Origin of the sequence: Kitasatospora sp. GP82, from assembly GCF_029892105.1 — a bacterium.
GTDB lineage: Bacteria > Actinomycetota > Actinomycetes > Streptomycetales > Streptomycetaceae > Kitasatospora.
In genome coordinates this window covers 19,338-38,961 of record NZ_JARZAJ010000044.1, presented here as the reverse complement: position 1 = coordinate 38,961, position 19,624 = coordinate 19,338, and the positions used below count along the sequence as shown (strand labels likewise).

Below are 19,624 nucleotides of genomic sequence, written 5' to 3'. Positions count from 1 at the left end.
CCTTCCGCGTCACCGCCAGTGGCGTCGAGGCGCACGCCGGGCTCGCGCCCGAGGACGGGGCCAGCGCCATCACCGCGCTGTCCGAATTCGTGGTCGCCGCCGCGGCTGTCGCCGCCCCCGACAAGGGCACGACGATCAACCCCGGGCTCATCACGGGCGGCTCCGCTGCCAACGTCGTCGCCGCTCTGGCCACCGCGAGCGTCGACATCCGGGTCAGCAGCGATGCCGAACGGGGGCGCGTGGACGCGGAGTTGGAGGCTATCAAGGTCAGCGACCCGCGGGTCCGGATCGACATCGACCACGCCTGGAACCGGCCGCCGATGACCCTCAACGCCGCCTCCGCCCCGCTCCTCGGCCTCGCCCGCGCAGTCGCCCGTGAGCAGGGCCGCGACGGACTGCCCGCCGCCGCCGTCGGCGGCGCCAGCGACGCCAACTTCGTCGCCGCCCTCGGCCTGCCGGTGCTGTGCGGCATGGGCGCGGTCGGCGACGGCGCCCATGCCCAGGGCGAGTTCATCTACCCCGACACGGTCCCCGCGCAAACAGCCCTGATCGCGGGCCTGCTGGGACGACTGGCCGAACCCCTGCGCGGCTGAGCGGCGAATGCCGGAGGGCAGTCGGGCGGCTACTGCCGTCGGCGCGGTGTTCGCCGAGTCGGGTGCCGGTCACGCACCCGTTCCGACTGCCAGCCGGAGCTTGAGGATCTGGAACGGACGCAGCGCCAGACGTACCTGCCCGTCAGCCGTCCGTACGACGGCCGTGGAGTCCTGCGGACCGAGTTCGCGTTCCAGCAGGTCCATCACAACCGCCGGATTCCACGGGAGTCGATCTCGACGCGCACCAGCCCGTTGGCCGGCACGAAGCCGTCCTGACAGAGGCCCTGCACGGTCTGGCTGTGCAGGAGCGCCGTGCAGGCATGGGCCGCCTCGACCACCCCGCCGCAGTCGTCGGAGGCGCTGTAGTACCGGCCGTGCTCGGAGTTCTCCGACGGGTACTGCAGGGCATGGAACATCGCGGTGCAGAAATCGCGGTGCAGAAGACGGCGAAAGCAGGCTGCAGGAGAGCCCGGAGCAGTCGCCGTTGATCAAGTGGCCGTTGGTGTGCACCGGTTGATGCTGTTGTCGATGCGCTGCTTCCAGGCCGTGCTGCCGTCGTGGTTGGCGAAGAAGGCGTCGGGCAGGTGGGTGCAGCCCTCCTCGTTGGACGAGCGCCGGGGGCCGGAGTCCTGGGCGTCCAGGCTCCTCGGGGGGGGCTGATCGGCGGCCTTCTCGGGTGCTGACCGGTGCCTAGTCTCGCCGAGAGCACCCGCTCGCTGCAAAACATCGACCAGGGCGATGGCCCGCGCGAACTGCCCGTCAGACAGATCCGCGGGGGCGCGAGGATCCGGATGCTCTCGAGCCCGTGGTCTCCGTACGGACCCGGGGATGGATGTTGATCAGTTCGTGGCCTGCAGCGTGTCGCGATCGGGGTTCGGGAGCCACCAGTTGGCGACCGGGGGGCGGTGCCCGTGATGGGTCCGGGCGTAGGTGTGGATGAGTTCCAGGGCTCGGTTGATGGCGAGGGGCGCGGTGGCGGTGTTCCAGACGGCGTGCCAGCAGTAGAGCGGGACGGGGTCGACCAGGGGCCGGGCGGTGAGGCCGTCGGGGAGGTGCCCGGTGGTGAGGCCGAAGGCCGGGTGGCGGAAGGCTCGGACGGCGGCCAGGGCGGAGGTGCGGCCGTGCCCGCGTACACGTGTCGCAACCTTCAGGCCGAAGGCGGCAACGGCCTGGTCGACCCAGTCGCGCCACTCGGCGGACTCGTCCGCAGTGTGGACCAGGAGCGGGTGATCGGTGAGGGCGGCGAGGGGGACCACGTCCCGGGCGGCGAGGGGGTGGTCGGTGGGGACGATGACGCCGATGGGGTCCAGCCCCACGGGCATGGTGGCGATGCTGGTCCCGAGGGGACGGCCGAGGCCGTAGGGGCGGCCGAAGGCAAGATCAAGGTCGCCGGTGAGCAGACGTGGCAGTGCCGCGGCCATGCCGTGGCCCTGGACCACCTCGAACGGCAGGTCGGGGGTCTGGGTGCGCAGGTGGTGGATCAGGAGCGTTGAGGGCAGGCCCTCGTTGACGACGTCGATGCGCAGCGGTGCGGGGGTGTGGGTGATCTCGTCGACCAGGCGCTCGGCGTCGGCGAGGAGGCGTCGGCCGCGTTCGACGAAGGTCTCGCCGGCGGGGGTGAGGGCGACGTGGCGGCGGTCGCGGGTGAACAGCGGTACGCCAAGACGCTTCTCCAGGGTTCTGATCTGGGCGGAGAGGGTCTGCTGGGCGATGGTGAGCCTGCTCGCGGCCCGTCCGAAGTGGAGTTCGTCGGCGAGGGTGACGGCGTAGCGCACCTGGCGCAGGTCGAGGTCCACGCCTCCACCGTAACAGCCTCAGGCTGTCACGTGTCCGATGAAGGGTGTTGGACTGGCGGCATGCTGTGGTCGTTGACTAGTGGAGTGAAGGCGTCAGAGGAGCGCCTCGAAATGCCGCCGGTGGCACACGCCACCTTCCAGGCAGGGCAGAACTGGTTCGTCACCATGGCCCCCCGGCCCACCCAGACCGCGGACGACGCGGACAGGGCGCAGCCGGCCCATCGCAATGTCGACTACGACGAGCTGTTCGTCTTCCTCGGCGCTGGGGACGGTGGCCAGGTCGGTCCGCCGGCGGGGCTGGCGAGCGTGACACCAGCTGGTATGAACCACGGCCCCGACCAGGTCCGCCACGCCAACCCGCGCACCCGGTTGCCGTTCTACGTGTGGAACGTCGACACCGTCCGCCCCCTGCGCTACACCAAAGCCTTCGAAGCGGTCGAGATCCCCGACTTCGCCCGCCACGAGAGCTACCACGGCTGACCCCAGCCATCCCCCCGACCGCCGGCCCCCTGCCCGCATCCCCCTTCCGCCCGGGCAGGGGGCCGGCCACCCCGGAGTTCTGGAGCACCATCCGTCATGAGCCGTGTCCTGGCCATCTCCGGTTCCCTGCGAGCCGCGTCCTACCACACCCAGCTCCTCGGCTGCCTGCAGCCGCTGGCCCCCGAAGGCATGCACATCGAACTGTTCCCGGGCCTGGGGGACCTGCCGCACTTCAGTGAAGACCTGGAGACGGATCCGCCCGCGCCCGTGCGGGAGCTGTGGCAGGCCATCGCGGACGCCGACGGTCTGATCATCGCCACCCCCGAGTACAACGGTGCGATCCCCGGCGTGCTGAAGAACGCTCTTGACTGGGCTTCGCGGCCCCGCGGCGCGAGCGTCCTGCCCGGACATGCCGCCATGGTCCTCTGGGCCTCGCCCGGCCTCTTCGGCGGTATCCGCGCTCAGGCGCAGCTGCGCGAGATGTTCGCTCTGCTCAATGTCTACGTCGTCGGCGGTCCTCAGGTCGCCATTCCCGCCGTCCACACCCGCCTCGACTCCACCGCCGTGCCCGAGCAGCGCCTGACCGATCCGGTCACCCGCGCCGCCCACCTCTTCGTCCCGGAGTCCCCCGTCCGTACCCCGGGCCGGATCAGCTGGGGCGCCACGGCACTGCTCTCCGCGTGGCTGGTCGCCCTGGTACTGGCCGTCAGCGTGGGGCCGAGCTGGGCCTGAGGTCCACCCGGACCTTGGGTCTTTTCGCCGCCGCCCGTCATCTTCGCCGGCTACCGGGTCCGGGTCGGCTGGCCCTCGCGACCATCCGCGAGAGAACTGGCGTTGCGTCAGAATGGATCGAGCCTGGCGCTGAGCGCCCTTCGGAGCACACCGGTCAGCCCCCGGAGAACACGGCGTCTGCTGGAGGCCATCGGGCTGGTGGAGGCCGAGCGCCTGATCGAGTACGGCGAGGCGCAGGTTCTCTACTCCACGGCCTCTGCCAAGCCAGCGTCTGTGATCCGACGGCTCCGAACCGTCCTTGCCAGCAACCATCGACGAGGACCGGTGCATTGTCGCGTTCTACGCCCAGCCCGGCAACCTCACCGGCTGCGATCAGCAAGCAGGCTTTGGTGGCGGTTTGTGTAGATAGGATGGCTTTTGTGATGATTAGTGATCGGCTGCGGCGTCGCCGTCCTTCCGGCGGGCGGTCGGAACCTGTTCTGCTGGCGCCGGTGATCCTGACCGTCGTCGTCGCCAGCCTGGCGTTCGCGACGCCCAGGGAGGTCGCCTTCAGCCGCATCCTGACCGCCGCACCGGCCCTCGCCGCGTGCATGTGGCCCGTGCTTCCCACCGTCCTGCTGGGGATGCTCTGTCTTCTGATCATGATCGGCCTCAGCCTCGTCTATCCGGACCTGGGGACGTGGTACACGGTGGGGGCGATCCTCGCGGTCACGGTTGCGGCCGCGTACGCGAGCCATATCCGGCTCCAGCGGGAGACGACCCTCCTGCACGTCCGACTCGTCGCCGACGCAGCGCAGGAAGTGGTCATGCGCCCTCTGCCACGCTTCATCGGTTGCATCGAGATCGAGTCGCTGTATCTCGCGGCAGCGGCGCAGGCCCGCATCGGCGGCGACTTCTACGAAGCCGTCGACACGCCATACGGGGTTCGGCTGCTCATCGGCGATGTGCGGGGCAAGGGCCTGTCTGCGGTGGGGGCGGCCGCGGCAGTGGTCAACTCGTTCAGGGAGGCCGCCTACGACGAACCGGATCTGCGCGGCGTCGCCCGACGCCTGGAGACCAGTACTTCCCGCCACAGCGACGCGCACGCCGCCCAGGACTCGCCGGAGCGCTTCGCCACCGCCATCCTCGCCGAGATCCCGCAAGACGGCGGCTGCATCAGACTCCTCAACTGCGGGCATCCCCCGCCGCTGCTCGTGCACGCCGGGCAGCTCGGCGTGCTGCAGCCCACGGCTCCCTCGCCGCTTCTCAACCTCGCGGAGCTGATCGGCGACCACTACAGCGTCGATTCCGTCCCGTTCACCCCTGGTGACCTGCTGCTTCTTTACACGGACGGCGTGGTCGAGACCCGCGACCGCACCGGCGAGTTCTTCCCGCTACCGGACTGGATGCAGCGGCAGAGCCCAACCGCGCCCCGCCAGCTACTCGACCGGCTTCACCAGGACCTGGTCGACCACAGCGATGGCGGACTCGACGACGACATCGCGGCCCTCGCCGTACGCCTGCGCGAACACCCGGACCGCGAAAGTCCTCGTCCATCCGGCTCGGGCACCGCTTGACGACCGCAACCGTGCTGATGCGCCCCGGCCGCAGCGGCGGCCCGGACCTGTCCGGCTGCCGGGCTGACCTTGGCCGCCCGCCGCCGAATGGGCCCGGCGAGAACGCCTGCACGGTGTCCACGGGAGACCAGTAGGGCTCGCCGCTGCTGAACGGGCCCAGGGCGCACACCAGTTGGGGGATGTGGGTGCGCTGCAGGACCGGTCCGGGCGCGGGCGTAGGCGGCGCTGGGATCGTGGGCCGGGTCACTCGGCGGCCTCGTCAGCGAACACGAAGTCGTCGAGGCCGCCGGTGCTCCTATGAAGCCAGCTCAGCACAGATTCCGGGTGTTCGGCTGCGGCGAGTCCGTCCACCAGGGGCCGGAGCTGCGGAGCGATGGTCCCGTCGTCACTGCTGAGGAGGTCCCGGACACGATCGCCGGCGACGCAACGGGCGCACTGGCCATCCGTGTGGAGGTTTCCAGGGTTGCCGCAGCGGCGGCATGAGAAGTCGTTGCCTGTGCCGCAGCACGGGCCGCAGAGGCCGCCTCCACCCTCTGCCCGGCCGACGAGGACTTGGGACGTGCCGCAGCGCGAGCAGGGAGCGGGCTTACTCCGCCGCTGGTAGTAGCAGGCATGGCAGAGGTAGCCGATGTCGGCGCCGAGCGCCTGCACCACCGGCCAACTCTCGGTCCAGCAGAAGAACCCGGGTGTCGCCGCCGGCCAGTACTACTCGATGCTGATATTCACCAACACCTCAACCACCGCCTGCACGCTGACCGGCTACCCCGGCGTCTCGTACGTCACGCAGAACGGCGTGCAGTCCGGCAACGCCGCCGACCACACGCCCGGCAATGTCACCACCGTGACGCTCAAGCCCGGCGGCACCGCGAGCGCGCTCCTGCACGGCAGCAACGGCATCAGCGGCCACGACCCCGCCCAGTGCCAGCTCTCACCCGCGCAGGGCGTGCGAATCTACCCGCCCAACCAGACAGCCGCTTTGTTCCTCCCCTGGCAGACCCAACACTGCGCCGGAGCGACGATCCATTCCCTCACCATCGAGCCGGTCGCAGCTGGATAGTTTGCGCTGTTGCAACGGGAGCGAAGGAACTTCTCAGGTTCCGTGCGCAGCATCGGAGAGCGTTGACGCCGTCGTCGCGAACCCGGGGCCGACGCCCTGCCGTGCGGCGCCGGAGTCCGGCGCCCCGTCAGACCCCGGCGTGGTGGGCCCGTACGGGGCGCAGGAGCTCGGTGCGCTCGTCCTCGGTGAGGCCGCCCCAGACACCGTACCGTTCCCGCACCCTCAGGGCGTGGGAGAGGCAGGCGTCGCGCACCGGACAGCGCGCGCAGACCTGCTTGGCGGCCTGCTCCCGATTGTCGTGGGCCTCGCCGCGTTCTCCGAATGGATGGAAGAACAGGCTGGTGTCGACGCTGCGGCAGGCTGCCCGCAGCTGCCAGTTCCAGTAGTGGTCGAAGGCGCCGGGCAGTCGCGAGGCGTTGGTCATCAGGTGCTCCCTCCTCGGTCACGAAATCGTGTCCCGCGACGCGTCTCACCCGTGTCGCCGCCTCAAAACCCGGCAGTCGCGGACTCGAGCTGCTTCTCGCAGGCCGCGCCAGGGCCGTCGTGCACGGGTCAGGACCGACGACCCTGCGAGGGGAAGACATCGGTCGTGGCACCCGGGCGGGCCGGGAGAAGATCCGTGGTGCGCCGGGCGGGCCGTCCGGGGCCGGGTGCGATCAGCCGGTGGCGCGCAGCCGGGCGACGGCCGTGTCGATGTCGAGGTGGTCGGACTCCGACCCGGCGGGCACCAGGGTGAATGCCTCCGCGAGGAAGGCGGTAACGGCGTCGTCCGGGGCGCTGAGCACCGCCCTGCCGGTGGGAGTCTGCAGGGTGATCAGCACTTCGCCGGCGGATCCGGGCCTGACGTTGACGTCGCCGCTGCCGGTCGGGGCGTGACGGCCCTCGTTCAGCAGATCGCGGCTGAAGTACCAACAGACCCGGGCGTCGCCGCCGGTGCAGCTGCACGGAGCCAGCGGAAACGCCAGGCATGCCGCGTAGGGGAGGGCCGTGTCGAAGCGGAGTTCTGCGTCGACCGGGACGTCGGGCAGCGGGCTGTCGGGAAACGTGACGGGCAGCGGACGGACAGCGGACGTCTGCATCGGATCACTCTCCTACGATGGCGGCGCGTCGGCCCACGAGCGGGCCGGCGTGTGTCAACGGCGCCTACCCGACGCCCCAACCGCCAGTCGGCAAGCCCGAAACCTCCACAACTCCCCCGCGCACACGACACGCCGCCCGTCAGGAGCGGAGACGCCGGCCGTCGTCCGTCCGCGCAAGCTCGCGTGACGCTCCGGGCCAGAGCCCGGCCGAACCGTCAGCGCCCCCGGGCACCGGTGCTGTTCGACCAGGCGGACGAGGCCGTCCCAGAACGGCGGACCGTCATGGGGCGCCCTCCGGATCCGGTGCACGGGCTGCGTCGAGCGCAGCCCGCCCCGGGCCATGGCCGGCCTGCACAACCTCGCTCTCGGAGCACTCCACCTCAACGGATGCATCCAGCGTCGGCGCTGGCCTGCGCCACCACGCCCGCAGCCTGCGCCAACCGCTCACCGCCCTGGGCATCACGTCATCAAACCCGGTAAATCCCTTGTACGACGCCGAACTGGTCCCGACGAGCTCCGCGACTTGATCACCAAGGCCGCAACCAGCTCGCACCCCTCGACGACCCCAACGTCATTCCGCTCCCGACAACCCGGATCGAACGCCGGCAAGCCGTCGCCGGCCTCATCAACGAGTACCACCGAGCAAGCTGACCACCCGACACACCAGCAGCTCACACCCCGTGAAGCCGTTTTGGAGCACTACGGGGAATGGAGAAGTCCGGCTGGAGTGTTCGGAGCCACTTCCTCGGACTTCATGTGCGGCCCGCCTCGCGGGGCGCTACAGCTGGCTCAGGATCGTCGGGTCCGTGATGCTCGTGTCGTCGGCCAGCAGCACTGCCTTGCTGAGGATCACGGCCAGCATGCGGTCGCCCTCGAAGGGGAGGTAACCGGTCTGGGGGGCGGCCGGGTTGGACGTCGGGACGATGCACAGGTACTGGTCGTTCGGCGTCATCAGGATGTTGCCCGAGCCGAGGTGGATCTTGTACGTGTGGCGCTCGCCCTTCACGTGCAGGAAGCGGCCTTCGATGGTGCAGCGGTCGGCGATCGCCAGCCTGGGTATCAGCCGTTCCAGCAGCACGCGGCGCGTCTCGGCGCTCTGGTTGAGCTCCCCGAAGCCGTAGGACGTCCAGTACTCCTGGAAGCGGCCCTCGGGTCCGCCGTCCTGCCAGGTCGGGTCGTTCCCGATACTGGCCACGCCGACGAACAGGTCGACGTCGCGCAGGATTTCGGAGAGCACCAGGGGCGGGATGTCGGCGATCGGAAGGGGCTCCACCGGTCCGGCACCGTCGGGCAGCCACATGCGGTAGTCGCCGCCGTAGCAGGACGCCGAGTTATCCGGGGCGTCGATCGGGTAGAAGCGGACCTGGTCGGTCGTCAGGCGCAGGTAGCTGCCGGAGTCGGTGGTGTCGTCGCCGTAGTGGTCGCCCTCTCCGTGGATCCAGTACTCGGCGCGCAGCCCCCAGTGCGGCAGCTCGCGCGTGGCCGGCGGGGCCGAGTCGTCGACCATCAGCCGCAGCTTGTTGCGCCAACCCCTGATCGCAGCCAATGAGTTGAACTGGTGCTGGCGCAGGATGTGCGCGGCGAAACGGTTGGAGTAGGTGCCCGTCGCGCGCTCGGCGTCGGTCAGCAGGTACACCTCGCGGTGGGCCTGCTTGAACGGCTGGGTGATCGCGTGCCGCTCCAGCCAGTCGCGCCAGGCCATGATCTCGGCGGGCTCGTGGCCCACCGGATGCCATAGCCGGACCTCGGCTCCTTCGCGCACCGGGTCGTCGGTGAGCGTGCGCAACTCGCCGTCGGTGAACCCGACGGTCGCGCCGTCGACCGTCCACAGCAGGCGCCTGGCCAGGGTGCCGACCAGCGGATGGTCGAGATAGCGCTCGCGCCAACCGGCGTACGACCAGCTGCGGTTGGCGACAAACTGCCGATCCAGGCGGTCGCTCTGCGCGGAGAGCATCTTGTCGATGTCCTTGACCGCCGTCTTCAGCTCCTTGAGCTCCTCGGCGTGGTCACGCCTGACCGCGGCGGGCACGCTCTTGACCCCCTTGCCCGCCGAGGTGCGCCAGCCGAGGACCACCTTGGCGCCCCGGACCTCCAGAACGGCCGTGACCTCGCCCAGTTGCCGCTCGGCGCGCCCGACCTCGGTCAGTCCATAGGCCGGGACGGCGAGTTCCTCGATCTCCTCGCGGGACAGACCCAGCGCCCGGGCCCGGGCCTCCAGGGCGGCGTCGAGCAGCTTGAGCGTGCCCTTGTAGGTCACCCGGGCAGCCAGCCGGGCGAGTTCGGCGAGGGCGGGCTCACCGTCGATGCGAGAGAGCGCGTTGACACCCGCGTTGGCGACCTTCGGGTTGCGCGGGCCGAGCCCTGCGACCTTCTTGAGCGAGGTCTCGACCAGGCCGCCGAGGGCGCGGGCAGTGTCCTGGTGCGACGGCAGCAGGGCCAGCACCCAGGTCAGTCCGCGAAGGGCATTGGCGTTGTACGGATCGTAGGCGTTGTTGATGTCGGGCTCGTACTCCCGACGCTCCAGCTCGAAGGTACGACGGCCCACGAGGGCGAGCCAGGGCACCACGGCCGCCCGAACCCGGTCGGCGCCCAGCGGTTCGATCAGGGCGCGGGCCTGCTGCTCCCACTTGCGGGTGGGCTTGGCCGCGGTGGCGGTCGTCACATGCCGCAGCAGGGACTGCCATTCAGGCGCGTCCTCAGCGTCCCGCAGAGCCTGCTCGGCCCATTCCTCGCCGACGTTGAGCACAGGGTCCGTGAGCTTCTCGGCGAGTGCGGGGAGCGCGTCGTCGCGGTAGGCCTCCAGGGCCGTACGCCGGAAGACGGCCACAACGGCGGGCGCGAGGGCGCGACCGGCGGCGAGTTCGGCCTCGGCGAGGACCTCGTGACGTTCCAGGTACCAGAAGGACTGCCGGCGGCCGAGTTCGTCGAGCTTCTTCAGGCGCTCCACCGAGAGCCGGTCGCCGGGCAGGCCGCGCGCGATGACACCGATCAGAGTCAGGGCGTTGCCGCGGGCGACCGGGCCTGCCGCGGCCGAGTGGTACTGCGCCACCAACGCGTCGGCGAGCGCTGTGCGGCTCTCCGGCGGTAGCGCGCGCACCTCGTCGAGCACGCGGGACCACGGCGCGTTCCAGATGCCCCTGTTGGCGACCGCGAGCTTCAGCAGCTCGACGGCGAGCGCGTCCGACTCACCCGCGGCGGCGTGCTGCCGGGCCAGGTGAGCGATCCTCTCGATGTCCCCCATCGTCAGCCCCCCACCAGTGCCACGAGCTTCAGGAACGTGACCTCCGCGCCAAGCGCGAGCTCGATCTCCTCCTCCGGGTCGGTGACCTGACGGTCCCCCACCAGCAGCAGGAAGCCGTTGCCCGCGAAGGCCCTGAGTGCCAGCTCGGTCTGCACCTCGGGGTCGATCCGGCGGGGCGTGCGCAGCGCGAATCCGTTCAGCACGCGCTCGGCGTTCGTCGGCTGCACCAACCCCTGGAACACCTGCGGTGTGCGCGCGTTGTACTCGGCGACCTCCTGGAACACCCGGCGCCGGATCAGCTCACGCACGGTGAGCCTTTCCTCGGCGATCTCCAGGCCCCACCCGTCGCTCCGGTCCCCCGCAGTCGTCTCGTCGACGAACATCACGATTGCCATGCCGTCGACAGTACGGGCGACCAGTGACATCGAGACCGGGGGGTGGCATGGTCATCGAGGTGGCCCGGCGGGCCAACGGCAAGTGTCCCCACTCGCGTCGTCACCACCGATGCGGACTCGCGTACCCCATGGTGCTCGGCCTGCATCGTTGTCCAGTCGGCGAGAAAGACAACCAGCTCCGTCAACGCAGCCACCATGACCTGCCAGGCCGAGTCGTGTCGTAGTGGGTCCTGATGACCAGGGCAGCGAATTCATCACGGCCAGCAACAGCGGGCAACACTCGCACAATGTGTCTCCTTGATGCGATCAACGGCCCGACTGTCTCACGCGCCGCTGGCAGTCCCTCACCGCGTGAGCGCATGTGCAGGGCACGGCTCCGGGCCGTCACCCGAGCTCATGGCCGGCTGCTCGCGCCGCAAGACGACGAGCGAGCTGCCGTCGCACCCAGAGCAGGCTCCCGGCATCGACTGGAAAAGCGGGTTGGCTTCGGATGCCGGGCCCTTACCACCTGCTGGACACCCGAACAGGCCGCCACCTTCCTACGGCACAGCACCCAGAACTACGCCGACCAGCTCACCGACCTCTTCGAAGTCATGCTCGGCACCGGCATGCGCCGCGGCGAGATCCTCGCCCTCCACTGGTCTGACGTCCACCTCATGGACCACCAGCTCTTCGTCCGCTGGAACCTCGCCGCAGTCAACAACGGCAAACTCCACCTCGGCCAGCCCAAGACCCCCGCCAGCCGCGCCTGGATCAGCCTCTCCCCCAGAGTCATGACCGCCCTCCATCGCCAAGCCGCCATCCAGATGGCAGCCCACCCCGACGGGCGCCTCGAAGGACTCGTCTTCTCCCACGGCAACGGCTCACCCCTGCGACCCCAATGGGTCCTCGACCAACTCCGCAAGCGCACCGCCGAGATCGACCTCCCCCGCATCGGCCTGCACGACCTCAGACACACCGCCGCCAGCATCATGATCGCCATGGGCATCCCGCTGGCCATCGTCTCCAAGACCCTGCGCCACGCCACCCTCGCCACCACCATCAACCTCTACGGCCACCTCTTCAAAGACTCCGTCGACCAAGCCGTCAACGCCCTCGGCGGCGCCCTGGACAAGGCCGATGCCGACTACCGGAGCGCCACGCCTGTCATCGAGAGCGCACTGCCGATGGCGGCATAGGGCCAGGATGTGGTTGGGCCCAGGGGGAGTTGAGGCTCTCCGCCACGCCAGTCCCCCTACGGTCGGGTGAGTTCCTGGTGCCAGTCGGCGAACTGCTCGCGGATCGCGGCAGCCGCGGCCGGGTCGAGCCCGTAGGCGGCGAACTGCTTGTCGCTGTAGCGGGCCACGCGCCGCAGCGCGTCGGCGAACATCTGTCCGTCGAAACCGGCGTCGTTCTGAGCGGCGAGCTCGATCAGGCGGCCACGGGACTAGCCGGCCCTGAGGAGTCCGTCGACGTCGATGGCGTCGCGGACCTCCGCGCGGCTGAACAGCGCGCCGGTCTTGCCCGCGGCGACGTCGTCGCGGTGCAGGACCGGCCCGAGGTCGGAAGCCACCGGCAGGTGGTGGAGGAACTCGGCGACCAGCTCGACCTTGCTCTGGAACCCCGTGGCCGGGTCGGCGACGTTCATGCGGGCGTAGGTCGGCACCTGCTGCGCGATCTCGACCGTGTACCCGGCGGCCTCGTACGCCGCGACAGCCCGAGCTACAGCGGCCGGCATCTCCTTCGCCGCGCGGTCGATCGGCGCGAACAGGTCGACGATGCAGTGTGCCTGGACGGCATAAGGTCGTGGACCGCCCAGTCCGGAAGGGTGACCGCGTGGGGCACCGGTGTGCGGGTGCCGCGGAGGAGGGACTCTTCGGCGTGGACACGTGCCGATCCCAAGTCCCGTGGCGGGTTTGCGGATCGCTTCTGACCGCTACTGGATGAGCAGCGCAGCGCGCAGCGCGGGCTCCCTCAATTGAGCAAGGAGCTGCTGGTCGTCCTCAAAGACGGTCTCTGCGGCGGGGTCGAGGGCCTGGCGGAGCATGGCTTGCACGACGTCGGCCATCGGCTGTTCCTGGATGGTCCGCGCCCACATGTCGGCGCTTTCGTGGTCGTCGTGGGCCGTGGCAGCTGTCCACTGGGCGATGCATGCCTTCGTGACGCGGTAGGCGTTCACTCGGCCCTTGGTCAGGATCGCCCGGTTGAGGTTGAACAGGTCGACGGTCACCTGGCCCCTGGGGGTCAGCGGGTAGTACTGGCCCACCGCCAGGACGAGGCGCAGGTGAGGTGAGGGGTCCTCGCCTGTCGGGTCGATCAGCAGCGGGGTGCCGTCGGCGTCGAGGGGGAAGACGGAGCGCTTCAGGCGGCTGTTACACAGGGAGCAGGCGAGGACGTGGTTGGTCCAGTCGAAGGCTCGCAACGGGTGGCGGGCGATCGGCTCGAAGTGGTCGATGTCGGTGCCCTGGTTGTCCCCGCAGTACATGCAGCGCTCACGGCCGGCCGCCATGTCCGACAGCAGTTCACGCAGCGGCGCATGGACGTGCGTGCGGACCGTCGTGTTGCTCCACAGGTCCTGGGCCTTGGTCTTGGGGGCCGGGGCCAGCGCGATGGTGCAGGTGTGCTCGGCCATGCGGGAGCGGGGCGGCTCGGGCAGCGGTGCCCGTTTGATGCGGATCACGCGACGTGGCCGGTGAGGGTGTGCAGTCGGGCCGCCACCTCGTCGACGCGGGCGCTGGGTGAGCTGGCGAGAGTGTGCTTGAGCTGCCGGTACGCGGCCAGTTCTTCCTCGCTGGCCTGGCCGGCCACAATCTTCATCTCCAGCGAGACCAGCAGCGCACGTGCCTCGTCCGCCCGCTCCGAGTAGGGGGTGTCGAGGCCGAGGAGTTCGGACAGCACCGCGTCGTCGCCGCTGCCGAAGAGCACCCGGTCGTGCAGCTCGGCGCCGACGACCTCGGGGGCCTCCCGGCTGTCGGGGCCGGGCAGCCGGATCAGTCCGCCGGGGTCGGCTGCCTGGCAGATGTAGGGGCTGTGGGTGGTGACGATGAACTGGATCAGCGGGAAGTGTTTCTTGAGCCAGCCCCCGATCCGCTTCTGCCACGAGACGTGCAAGCGCACGACCTGGAGGGATGATCTATCGGCATCCGCACTCCCGCTTGGGCATCCGCTCGTGCGCGGTACGCGGCGCCCGGCGTGCCATGCATGGGTCGCACGGCGCGTCGGGCGCTATGTCTAGAGGGCGTTGACTGTGCCGGTCCCGGTCCGGGGCAGGATGGTGGGCTCGGTCGCGGTGAAGGTGGCCTGGTAGCCCTGCAGCAGGCTGTTGACCGGGGCGGTCAGTCCCGGGGCACTGTCGCAGCGTGCCACCCCGCTGGCATCGGTGTTCGCCTCGCACAGCAAGTCTCCCGCTGCGGTGGTGAAGCGCGCTGTCCCGAAGAAGGTCGCCCCGCCGTAAGTGGCCTTCGCGCTCAGGCCCTTGACCTGCAACGGCAGCAGCGACAGCACGGCGGGGCCGGCCTGGACAACGGCGCCCGTCGGCGGCGTGCCCGCACTCGCCGGCCAGTCGCAGTACTGGCCATAGGGGTTGAAGTCCAAGCCGCTCGGACACGACTGGACGTAGGCGAGCCCCTGCTCGCAGGCCATGTACAGCTGCCAACCATCGGGGTGCGCGGAAACAACCCCGTCCGGGGATGAGCAGGTGCCCGCGGCCGACGCCAGATCAGCCGAAGCCGCCGCCGTGCCGGGCACGGTCAGGGCACCGAGCAGTCCCGCCACGGCCAGGACCGACATCTGCTTGAAAGTCCTGCGCATCGTGTCTCTCCTCTGCGTCGGCCACCAGATCGGATACACCAAGTTACCAATCTGGCACGGTGAGCGAACATTGGGATTTCGGTCATCGTGATCGCCGGTCTTGTGCGGACTGCTGTCCGCAGAGGCCCCGAGCGACCTGTTGGCAGCAGGCCGAGGACGAACTCGGCCCCGAGGCCGTCCTTCGGCTGCTCACCCTGCACGGCTCGCGCACCGAGTCCATCGATCAGTGGTGGGGTTCCGGCTGCTACGAGACCCTCGCCCGCCGAGCTGTTGCCCGGGCCGCCGACACCGACACGCTGCCCCCGGCCGTCCCCGGCACCTTTCCCGAGGCGGACCGTTTCGCCGACGCGGCTGCCCACCACCCGGCGCGCTGAGCGCCTACGCCGGCCTGACCTGCTCGACGACGACACCCGCGAATGGATCACGGTCGCTATCCACGATGACGAATCTGTTCTGCGCGCCGAGGACGCGCCTGTGCCCCCGGAGTTCACGTGACCCCGCCTCGAACGAGCCTGACTGACGGGGATAGATTCTTGTCAGTCGGCGTCGGGGACAATGAGTCTCACCGGCTCATGTCATTTCCGCGGTTCGCGGGGTCAGGGCTGCACAGCCAGCCGTTGATGGCGAAGCGGCTGTTCGCGAGCTGCTTGCTCGGGCAGCTGACCGGCCGTACCTCGTGCCAGGCGGTGGGTCGGAAGAACACGATGCTGTCGTGCTCGGGCTCCCAGTCCCGCCAGGTGCGCTCCTGCCACTTTCCGGCTGTGTCGGTGTGCAGGGGCAGGGCGGCGTCGAACACCCGCAGTTTTCCCCCGTCGAAGGGCCGGGGGGTGCGATGCAGGTAATACACGAAGGTGAGCAGCCGCCGGGGGGCGAAGTCGGTGCTGGTGTCCTGGTGCGGACGGTAGAAGTCGCCGTCGTTGTGCACGTTGAGGCTGTAGCTGGGTTCGGTGTACTGGCAGGAGATGCCCAGCGTGTGCTCGACCGCCTCCAGGACCTCGTCGATGGCTGCCAGCAACTCGGGCGCGGTGAAGTCCTGGCAGGAGCGGGACCGGCGAATGTCGGGAACCACCTGCTGGTCTTGAATCATGGAGGGCTTCAACGTGTCGCCGGCGGCGGTGATGGCGCGCTCCAGTAAGGCGCCGGCCGACTGCTCGCCCAGGAACTGGGTGATGCGGCAGACCGTCACCGGAAGCCGCCAGATCGCGTCCGGACACACCGGCGACCGCTGATCCATCGCCTCGGATGCTCCCGTCACGGTGTCGTGTCGTGCCAAGGTGTCCCGCCTCGTCATGGTGAATTGCCTTCTGAATCGCGATGGGTGTTCCGCAGGAGCCAACTCCCCCAAGCCCTCTCAAGGAGTGGGCGGTGACCGTGGGCCGCGCTCGGCCTGGCACGCGCCCCTGGCCACCGGCCGTCCGGGCCCTTCGACCGCTGGAGCATCACAGCAGACCGTCCGGCGTCGTCACGCGCCCTCGGGCGTGTCCACGCTCGCGGCGTCTCGCAGACGATCCACTTCGGCCGTGAGTTCTTCCACGCGGCGGTGCAGTGCCTGGATGCAGACCAGGGCGACGCCGAGGCCGTCGACGACGGGGATGGTGGTGTCGTCCTGGTTGAAGCCGAAGGCGGCGTGCCAGTCCTGGGCCATCGGCCCGAGGTGGCGCACGTCTTCGGGCTCCCAGAGGTAGCGCCAGGTACTGACGGGCAGCGCGGCCACGCTCTCCAGAACCGCGTAGCCGTTGACCGCACCGACCGTGGCCGCAGCGCCGCTCTCCCGCGCGCCAGCCAAACGACGGGCCGGGGCACTGTGGTCAGCCGCCCTAGGCCGCCGGCGGAAGACCCGCATCCTCACCGGCTCCAGTCGACCGGGACCACGTCCTGCTTGAGCCCACGGTCACTGCAGACGGCACACGGGTTGCCCGGGACACCAGGGCCCTGGTCGGTACCGACGGTGATCGCTCCGTGGGCCCCGGCGGGGGCGTGGATGCCATCGCCGACCAGCGCGGCTTCGTAGCCGCCCAGCAACTCCTGGAGGGTTCCGGGGCCCAGGTCCTCCGGAGCGGCGATCGCGGCGATGCCGGAGTCGTCCGTGTAGGCCATCCCCAGCGTCCGGCCGCCCATGGTGGCGAACACGATCTTCGCACCGCGGATGGGCTCCCCGGTCACCGCGTCGGACGCCATCGCGTTGATGTTCTCCAGTTGCATCTGGGTGACATTCAAGGTGGCCTGGCTGGCCGTGAGCCTGGTCGGCTTCAGGCTGGGGCACTGCGCCCCGCTGCTGCACGACGCGGCCGACGGGGTGGTCGCAGACGCGGTGACACCGCTCCCCGCGCCCAGCGATGCCAGAGCCGCGGCCATCACCGCGACGGTCTTACGACCTACGAAACTCATGTCCACTCCCACGGGAACTGCCCGAGCGCGATCCGTACCAGCGCATGACGGCCAAGACGGCCTGAACGCGTGCGGCACGCAACGGGTGCCGCCCCCTCTCGGACGACGCGACCGAGCGTAACCACGCCCATCTGGCCCAACCAGCTGACAACCACGAGTTCGCACCATCTGATGAACCGCCAGCAAGACGGTGACGAACGCGATCGACGCATACAAACCAATGAGCGATCGCCGAAGAACACGCCGCAACCGACTCACCACCGCAAATCCGTGTGGGAGTGCCCGCCCTCCAGTAGGACGGGCACGCCGGCAGCGGCCCGACGGCGGATTCACCTCCGTCCCCGACCAGGTCGCCCCACGTCCCATCCCCTACGACTTCTCCGGCATGGCGGACATCTTCGTGTTGACCGCCCTCGGCGACCTCCGGCGCCTGGGCCGACTACCGGGCTACCCTCCGCTTGCCGCGCCGCTCCTGCGGCGCGCGCAACCCCGCCCGACGGCACTCGGCTCCACCGGCGGCATCACGGGATCGATCTCTGTGTTGGGAGGGCTTCGACCCGTCCGGCGGCTTCGTGTTCAGCCGGCTGGTCCTCGTCTTGTTGGCGGTCGCGGTGGTGGTGCTGCCGGCGCTGTGGTTCGGCAGGTTCGATCCGGCGCGCACCAGCGGTACGGCGGACGCTGCACCCGCCGCGGCGGTGCCGACCGCCGCACCCGCTGTCGAGACGGCCTCGACGGGCTGGGCCACCGCTCCGGGCGTACTTCCGCAGACCGAATCGAAGCGGGCCGGAGCCTTCGGCCGGCTGCTCGTCGGCGAGGTACGCATTCTGCTGCAGGGAGTCTCCCGCTGGTGGTGGCTCGTCGCGGCCGCGCTGACCGCGGTCGGTTTCGCACTGCCGATGGACACCGTCACCGGCATACTCCTTCCCGGCGTGTGGCTGTGGCCGGTCCTGATCTGGTCGCGGCTCGGCAGCCAGCAGGTCGAGAACGGCCTAGAGATGCTGCTCGGCGCTTATCCCACGGCCCGCCGCCGACTGCTGGCCGAGGCCGCGCTGTGCACGCCGGGTGCCTCGCCGAGGACACGCACCTCGCCTGCCGCGGCCGGCAGCACCCCCAGCAGCACCTTCACCAGAGTGGACTTGCCGACCCCGTTGGGCCCCAGCACCGCGGTGAACTCCCCCGCCCCCACGGCCAGATCGACACCCGACCACAGGGTCCGCCCACCCACCCGCACCGCCGCAGCGCGCAGCGACAGCACCGGCGGCACCTCGGGTCCAGTGCGGGTCACCGCTGCGCCCGCTTTGCTCGCTCCCGGATTCATGCCGGCCTTCGTACGGACCTTCTCGGTCGGGTGAACGCTCATCGTCCCGTCGCCTGCTTCAGCGCGTCCTCGATGCCCTGCAGTTCCTGGGTCTGCCAGTCCTGGAAGGTGGCGTTCGCCGGGGCGAGGGTCTCGGTGACCTGCGCGACCGGGATGCCCTGCGCCTTGGCGGCGTTGACCTGGGCGACCACGTCGGGGTTCGAGTTCTGGGTGTTGTAGACGTAGATCTTGATCTGCTTGCCGGAGATCTGCTGGTCAATGGTGGCCTTGTCGGCGGCGGTCGGGTCGGTGCCCTCGCTCTCCGCGTCCAGGAACGTCTCCGGGGTGAGCATCTTCAGACCCACACTCTCGGCCAGCGGCGTCACGATCGACTCCGAGGCGCCGATCGGCATGTCCGCGTACTTCGCCTTGATGTCGGCTTCCAGCTGGTTGTACTTGGCCAGCGTCTGCGACTCGAAGTTCTGCTTCTGGGTGTCGAAGTAGGCCGCGTCGGCCGGGTCTATCTTCTTGTAGTCGGCCGTGATCTGGTCGATCACCTTGTACACGCTGTCGTGCGAGTACCACTGGTGCGGGTTGTCGCCCTCCTTCTTCCCCACCAGGTCCCCGACCTTGAGCAGGGTGCGGCCGGAGACCGGGTTCGCCGCCAGCAGCTTGTCCGACCAGGCGTCGTACCCGATCCCGTTGGTGATCGCGTAGTCCGCGCCCGCGATGGTACGGCCGTCGGCGGCGGTCGGCTCGTAGGAGTGCGGGTCGGTGTCCGGGTCCGTGATGATGCTGGTCACCTTCGCGTGCGAGCCACCGAGCTGGGTGGCGATGGAGCCCCAGAAGTTCTCCGCCGCCACCACCTGGATCGTTTTCGAGCCACCGCTGGCCGCCGAGGAGCCGGACGATGCGGACGAGGCATTGGAGGCCGTGGAGCACGCGCTGGTGGCGGCCAGCCCCGCCACCGCCGCAGTAGCGAGCGCGAATCTCAGGGAGCGACGGCGGACCTTGCGGGAGAACAGAGCGGTCATGACAGCACGACTCCTCGAACGTGCGGGACCCACGGCACAGGTCCCGGTTCGGGTGGACAAGCACCACCCTAGATAGAAACGATTTTCATCTCTATCAACTTCAACCACGAGATGAAAACCATTGCCAAAACTTGACCACGGGCCCCATGGGCGCGCCGACCCGCGCTCACGACCCAAGCCCTGGACG

General features: G+C 69.7%; 23 protein-coding genes and 1 pseudogene. 7 read left to right on the top strand and 17 right to left on the bottom strand.

The annotated features are described in order from the left end of the window. Positions 1–2 precede the first annotated feature (2 nt). A pseudogene (locus tag P3T39_RS30775) lies at positions 3–593 on the top strand (M20/M25/M40 family metallo-hydrolase); the annotation flags it as partial. Positions 594–662: 69 nt separating this feature from the next. Here the strand turns inward: P3T39_RS30775 and P3T39_RS30770 are convergent. The 3 genes from P3T39_RS30770 to P3T39_RS30760 all read right to left on the bottom strand — a co-directional run bounded on the left by P3T39_RS30770 (position 663) and on the right by P3T39_RS30760 (position 2,389). Then, positions 663–797 carry a hypothetical protein gene (locus P3T39_RS30770; RefSeq protein WP_280702489.1) on the bottom strand — a complete coding sequence of 45 codons (135 nt, stop codon included), beginning with the start codon at positions 795–797 and terminating at the stop codon, positions 663–665. Continuing rightward, the gene (locus P3T39_RS30765) at positions 797–1,009 is read right to left on the bottom strand and encodes a hypothetical protein (protein WP_280702488.1); all 213 of its coding nucleotides are present in this window, start codon (positions 1,007–1,009) and stop codon (positions 797–799) included. The genes P3T39_RS30770 and P3T39_RS30765 overlap by 1 nt, the downstream gene beginning before the upstream one ends. Before the next feature lie 423 nt (positions 1,010–1,432). Next, positions 1,433–2,389 carry a LysR family transcriptional regulator gene (locus tag P3T39_RS30760; protein WP_280702487.1) on the bottom strand — a complete coding sequence of 319 codons (957 nt, stop codon included), beginning with the start codon at positions 2,387–2,389 and terminating at the stop codon, positions 1,433–1,435. Positions 2,390–2,473: 84 nt separating this feature from the next. Between P3T39_RS30760 and P3T39_RS30755 the strand changes: the two genes are divergently transcribed. The 4 genes from P3T39_RS30755 to P3T39_RS30740 all read left to right on the top strand — a co-directional run bounded on the left by P3T39_RS30755 (position 2,474) and on the right by P3T39_RS30740 (position 6,214). Further along, a complete protein-coding gene (locus tag P3T39_RS30755; RefSeq protein ID WP_280702486.1) occupies positions 2,474–2,869 on the top strand; it encodes a hypothetical protein in 396 nt (131 codons plus the stop codon). A 96-nt stretch (positions 2,870–2,965) separates the two neighbouring features. Then, on the top strand, positions 2,966–3,601 hold the full coding sequence (locus P3T39_RS30750; protein ID WP_280702485.1) for an NAD(P)H-dependent oxidoreductase: 636 nt from the start codon (positions 2,966–2,968) through the stop codon (positions 3,599–3,601). A gap of 422 nt (positions 3,602–4,023) precedes the next feature. Next, on the top strand, positions 4,024–5,157 hold the full coding sequence (locus P3T39_RS30745; RefSeq protein WP_280702503.1) for a PP2C family protein-serine/threonine phosphatase: 1,134 nt from the start codon (positions 4,024–4,026) through the stop codon (positions 5,155–5,157). 628 nt (positions 5,158–5,785) lie between these two features. Beyond that, positions 5,786–6,214 carry a DUF4232 domain-containing protein gene (locus tag P3T39_RS30740; RefSeq protein ID WP_280702484.1) on the top strand — a complete coding sequence of 143 codons (429 nt, stop codon included), beginning with the start codon at positions 5,786–5,788 and terminating at the stop codon, positions 6,212–6,214. 127 nt (positions 6,215–6,341) lie between these two features. On the opposite strand, the gene P3T39_RS30735 is transcribed toward P3T39_RS30740, so the two are convergent. From P3T39_RS30735 to P3T39_RS30720, 4 genes are all read right to left on the bottom strand, one after another. Beyond that, positions 6,342–6,638 (bottom strand): WhiB family transcriptional regulator, encoded by a 297-nt coding sequence (locus P3T39_RS30735; RefSeq protein WP_280702483.1) that lies wholly within the window; start codon positions 6,636–6,638, stop codon positions 6,342–6,344. Between the two features lie 232 nt (positions 6,639–6,870). Next, on the bottom strand, positions 6,871–7,293 hold the full coding sequence (locus P3T39_RS30730) for an SsgA family sporulation/cell division regulator (protein ID WP_280702482.1): 423 nt from the start codon (positions 7,291–7,293) through the stop codon (positions 6,871–6,873). A gap of 778 nt (positions 7,294–8,071) precedes the next feature. Then, positions 8,072–10,534: a DUF4132 domain-containing protein gene (locus tag P3T39_RS30725; protein ID WP_280702481.1), complete on the bottom strand. Its 2,463-nt coding sequence runs from the start codon at positions 10,532–10,534 to the stop codon at positions 8,072–8,074. A 2-nt stretch (positions 10,535–10,536) separates the two neighbouring features. Beyond that, the gene (locus tag P3T39_RS30720; protein WP_280702480.1) at positions 10,537–10,929 is read right to left on the bottom strand and encodes a hypothetical protein; all 393 of its coding nucleotides are present in this window, start codon (positions 10,927–10,929) and stop codon (positions 10,537–10,539) included. Positions 10,930–11,288: 359 nt separating this feature from the next. Here P3T39_RS30720 and P3T39_RS30715 point away from each other — a divergent pair, with 359 nt between their 5' ends. After that, on the top strand, positions 11,289–12,107 hold the full coding sequence (locus tag P3T39_RS30715; RefSeq protein WP_280702479.1) for a site-specific integrase: 819 nt from the start codon (positions 11,289–11,291) through the stop codon (positions 12,105–12,107). Positions 12,108–12,163: 56 nt separating this feature from the next. Here P3T39_RS30715 and P3T39_RS30710 read toward each other — a convergent pair whose 3' ends face one another. The 5 genes from P3T39_RS30710 to P3T39_RS30690 all read right to left on the bottom strand — a co-directional run bounded on the left by P3T39_RS30710 (position 12,164) and on the right by P3T39_RS30690 (position 14,718). Then, positions 12,164–12,298 carry a hypothetical protein gene (locus tag P3T39_RS30710; RefSeq protein WP_280702478.1) on the bottom strand — a complete coding sequence of 45 codons (135 nt, stop codon included), beginning with the start codon at positions 12,296–12,298 and terminating at the stop codon, positions 12,164–12,166. Positions 12,299–12,355: 57 nt separating this feature from the next. Continuing rightward, positions 12,356–12,646, bottom strand: a complete 291-nt coding sequence (locus tag P3T39_RS30705) for a hypothetical protein (protein ID WP_280702477.1) — start codon at positions 12,644–12,646, stop codon at positions 12,356–12,358. A 198-nt stretch (positions 12,647–12,844) separates the two neighbouring features. Next, positions 12,845–13,588, bottom strand: a complete 744-nt coding sequence (locus P3T39_RS30700; RefSeq protein ID WP_280702476.1) for an HNH endonuclease — start codon at positions 13,586–13,588, stop codon at positions 12,845–12,847. Further along, positions 13,585–14,025 (bottom strand): hypothetical protein, encoded by a 441-nt coding sequence (locus P3T39_RS30695; RefSeq protein WP_280702475.1) that lies wholly within the window; start codon positions 14,023–14,025, stop codon positions 13,585–13,587. Before P3T39_RS30695 ends, P3T39_RS30700 begins: the two co-directional genes overlap by 4 nt. A gap of 114 nt (positions 14,026–14,139) precedes the next feature. Next, a complete protein-coding gene (locus tag P3T39_RS30690; RefSeq protein WP_280702474.1) occupies positions 14,140–14,718 on the bottom strand; it encodes a carbohydrate-binding module family 14 protein in 579 nt (192 codons plus the stop codon). Between the two features lie 59 nt (positions 14,719–14,777). Between P3T39_RS30690 and P3T39_RS30685 the strand changes: the two genes are divergently transcribed. Beyond that, on the top strand, positions 14,778–15,092 hold the full coding sequence (locus tag P3T39_RS30685; RefSeq protein ID WP_280702473.1) for a hypothetical protein: 315 nt from the start codon (positions 14,778–14,780) through the stop codon (positions 15,090–15,092). A 188-nt stretch (positions 15,093–15,280) separates the two neighbouring features. Here P3T39_RS30685 and P3T39_RS30680 read toward each other — a convergent pair whose 3' ends face one another. From P3T39_RS30680 to P3T39_RS30660, 5 genes are all read right to left on the bottom strand, one after another. Further along, a complete protein-coding gene (locus P3T39_RS30680) occupies positions 15,281–15,952 on the bottom strand; it encodes a 2OG-Fe(II) oxygenase (RefSeq protein WP_280702472.1) in 672 nt (223 codons plus the stop codon). Between the two features lie 228 nt (positions 15,953–16,180). Next, positions 16,181–16,504, bottom strand: a complete 324-nt coding sequence (locus P3T39_RS30675) for a tail fiber domain-containing protein (RefSeq protein ID WP_280702471.1) — start codon at positions 16,502–16,504, stop codon at positions 16,181–16,183. A 59-nt stretch (positions 16,505–16,563) separates the two neighbouring features. Next, the gene (locus P3T39_RS30670) at positions 16,564–17,106 is read right to left on the bottom strand and encodes a hypothetical protein (protein WP_280702470.1); all 543 of its coding nucleotides are present in this window, start codon (positions 17,104–17,106) and stop codon (positions 16,564–16,566) included. Positions 17,107–18,115: 1,009 nt separating this feature from the next. Further along, complete coding sequence (locus P3T39_RS30665; protein WP_280702502.1) at positions 18,116–18,424, bottom strand: ATP-binding cassette domain-containing protein; 309 nt, start codon at positions 18,422–18,424, stop codon at positions 18,116–18,118. 38 nt (positions 18,425–18,462) lie between these two features. After that, positions 18,463–19,437: a zinc ABC transporter substrate-binding protein gene (locus P3T39_RS30660; RefSeq protein ID WP_280702469.1), complete on the bottom strand. Its 975-nt coding sequence runs from the start codon at positions 19,435–19,437 to the stop codon at positions 18,463–18,465. Positions 19,438–19,624: the final 187 nt, after the last annotated feature.

Coding starts and splice junctions, on each gene's coding strand:
- P3T39_RS30770 (WP_280702489.1), bottom strand. CDS start 797: ATGGACCTGCTGGAACGCGAACTCGGTCCGCAGGACTCCACGGCCGTC.
- P3T39_RS30765 (WP_280702488.1), bottom strand. CDS start 1,009: ATGTTCCATGCCCTGCAGTACCCGTCGGAGAACTCCGAGCACGGCCGG.
- P3T39_RS30750 (WP_280702485.1), top strand. CDS start 2,966: ATGAGCCGTGTCCTGGCCATCTCCGGTTCCCTGCGAGCCGCGTCCTAC.
- P3T39_RS30745 (WP_280702503.1), top strand. CDS start 4,024: ATGATTAGTGATCGGCTGCGGCGTCGCCGTCCTTCCGGCGGGCGGTCG.
- P3T39_RS30740 (WP_280702484.1), top strand. CDS start 5,786: ATGTCGGCGCCGAGCGCCTGCACCACCGGCCAACTCTCGGTCCAGCAG.
- P3T39_RS30735 (WP_280702483.1), bottom strand. CDS start 6,638: ATGACCAACGCCTCGCGACTGCCCGGCGCCTTCGACCACTACTGGAAC.
- P3T39_RS30730 (WP_280702482.1), bottom strand. CDS start 7,293: ATGCAGACGTCCGCTGTCCGTCCGCTGCCCGTCACGTTTCCCGACAGC.
- P3T39_RS30725 (WP_280702481.1), bottom strand. CDS start 10,534: ATGGGGGACATCGAGAGGATCGCTCACCTGGCCCGGCAGCACGCCGCC.
- P3T39_RS30720 (WP_280702480.1), bottom strand. CDS start 10,929: ATGGCAATCGTGATGTTCGTCGACGAGACGACTGCGGGGGACCGGAGC.
- P3T39_RS30715 (WP_280702479.1), top strand. CDS start 11,289: ATGTGCAGGGCACGGCTCCGGGCCGTCACCCGAGCTCATGGCCGGCTG.
- P3T39_RS30710 (WP_280702478.1), bottom strand. CDS start 12,298: ATGTTCGCCGACGCGCTGCGGCGCGTGGCCCGCTACAGCGACAAGCAG.
- P3T39_RS30705 (WP_280702477.1), bottom strand. CDS start 12,646: ATGCCGGCCGCTGTAGCTCGGGCTGTCGCGGCGTACGAGGCCGCCGGG.
- P3T39_RS30690 (WP_280702474.1), bottom strand. CDS start 14,718: ATGCGCAGGACTTTCAAGCAGATGTCGGTCCTGGCCGTGGCGGGACTG.
- P3T39_RS30680 (WP_280702472.1), bottom strand. CDS start 15,952: ATGGATCAGCGGTCGCCGGTGTGTCCGGACGCGATCTGGCGGCTTCCG.
- P3T39_RS30670 (WP_280702470.1), bottom strand. CDS start 17,106: ATGAGTTTCGTAGGTCGTAAGACCGTCGCGGTGATGGCCGCGGCTCTG.
- P3T39_RS30665 (WP_280702502.1), bottom strand. CDS start 18,424: ATGAATCCGGGAGCGAGCAAAGCGGGCGCAGCGGTGACCCGCACTGGA.
- P3T39_RS30660 (WP_280702469.1), bottom strand. CDS start 19,437: ATGACCGCTCTGTTCTCCCGCAAGGTCCGCCGTCGCTCCCTGAGATTC.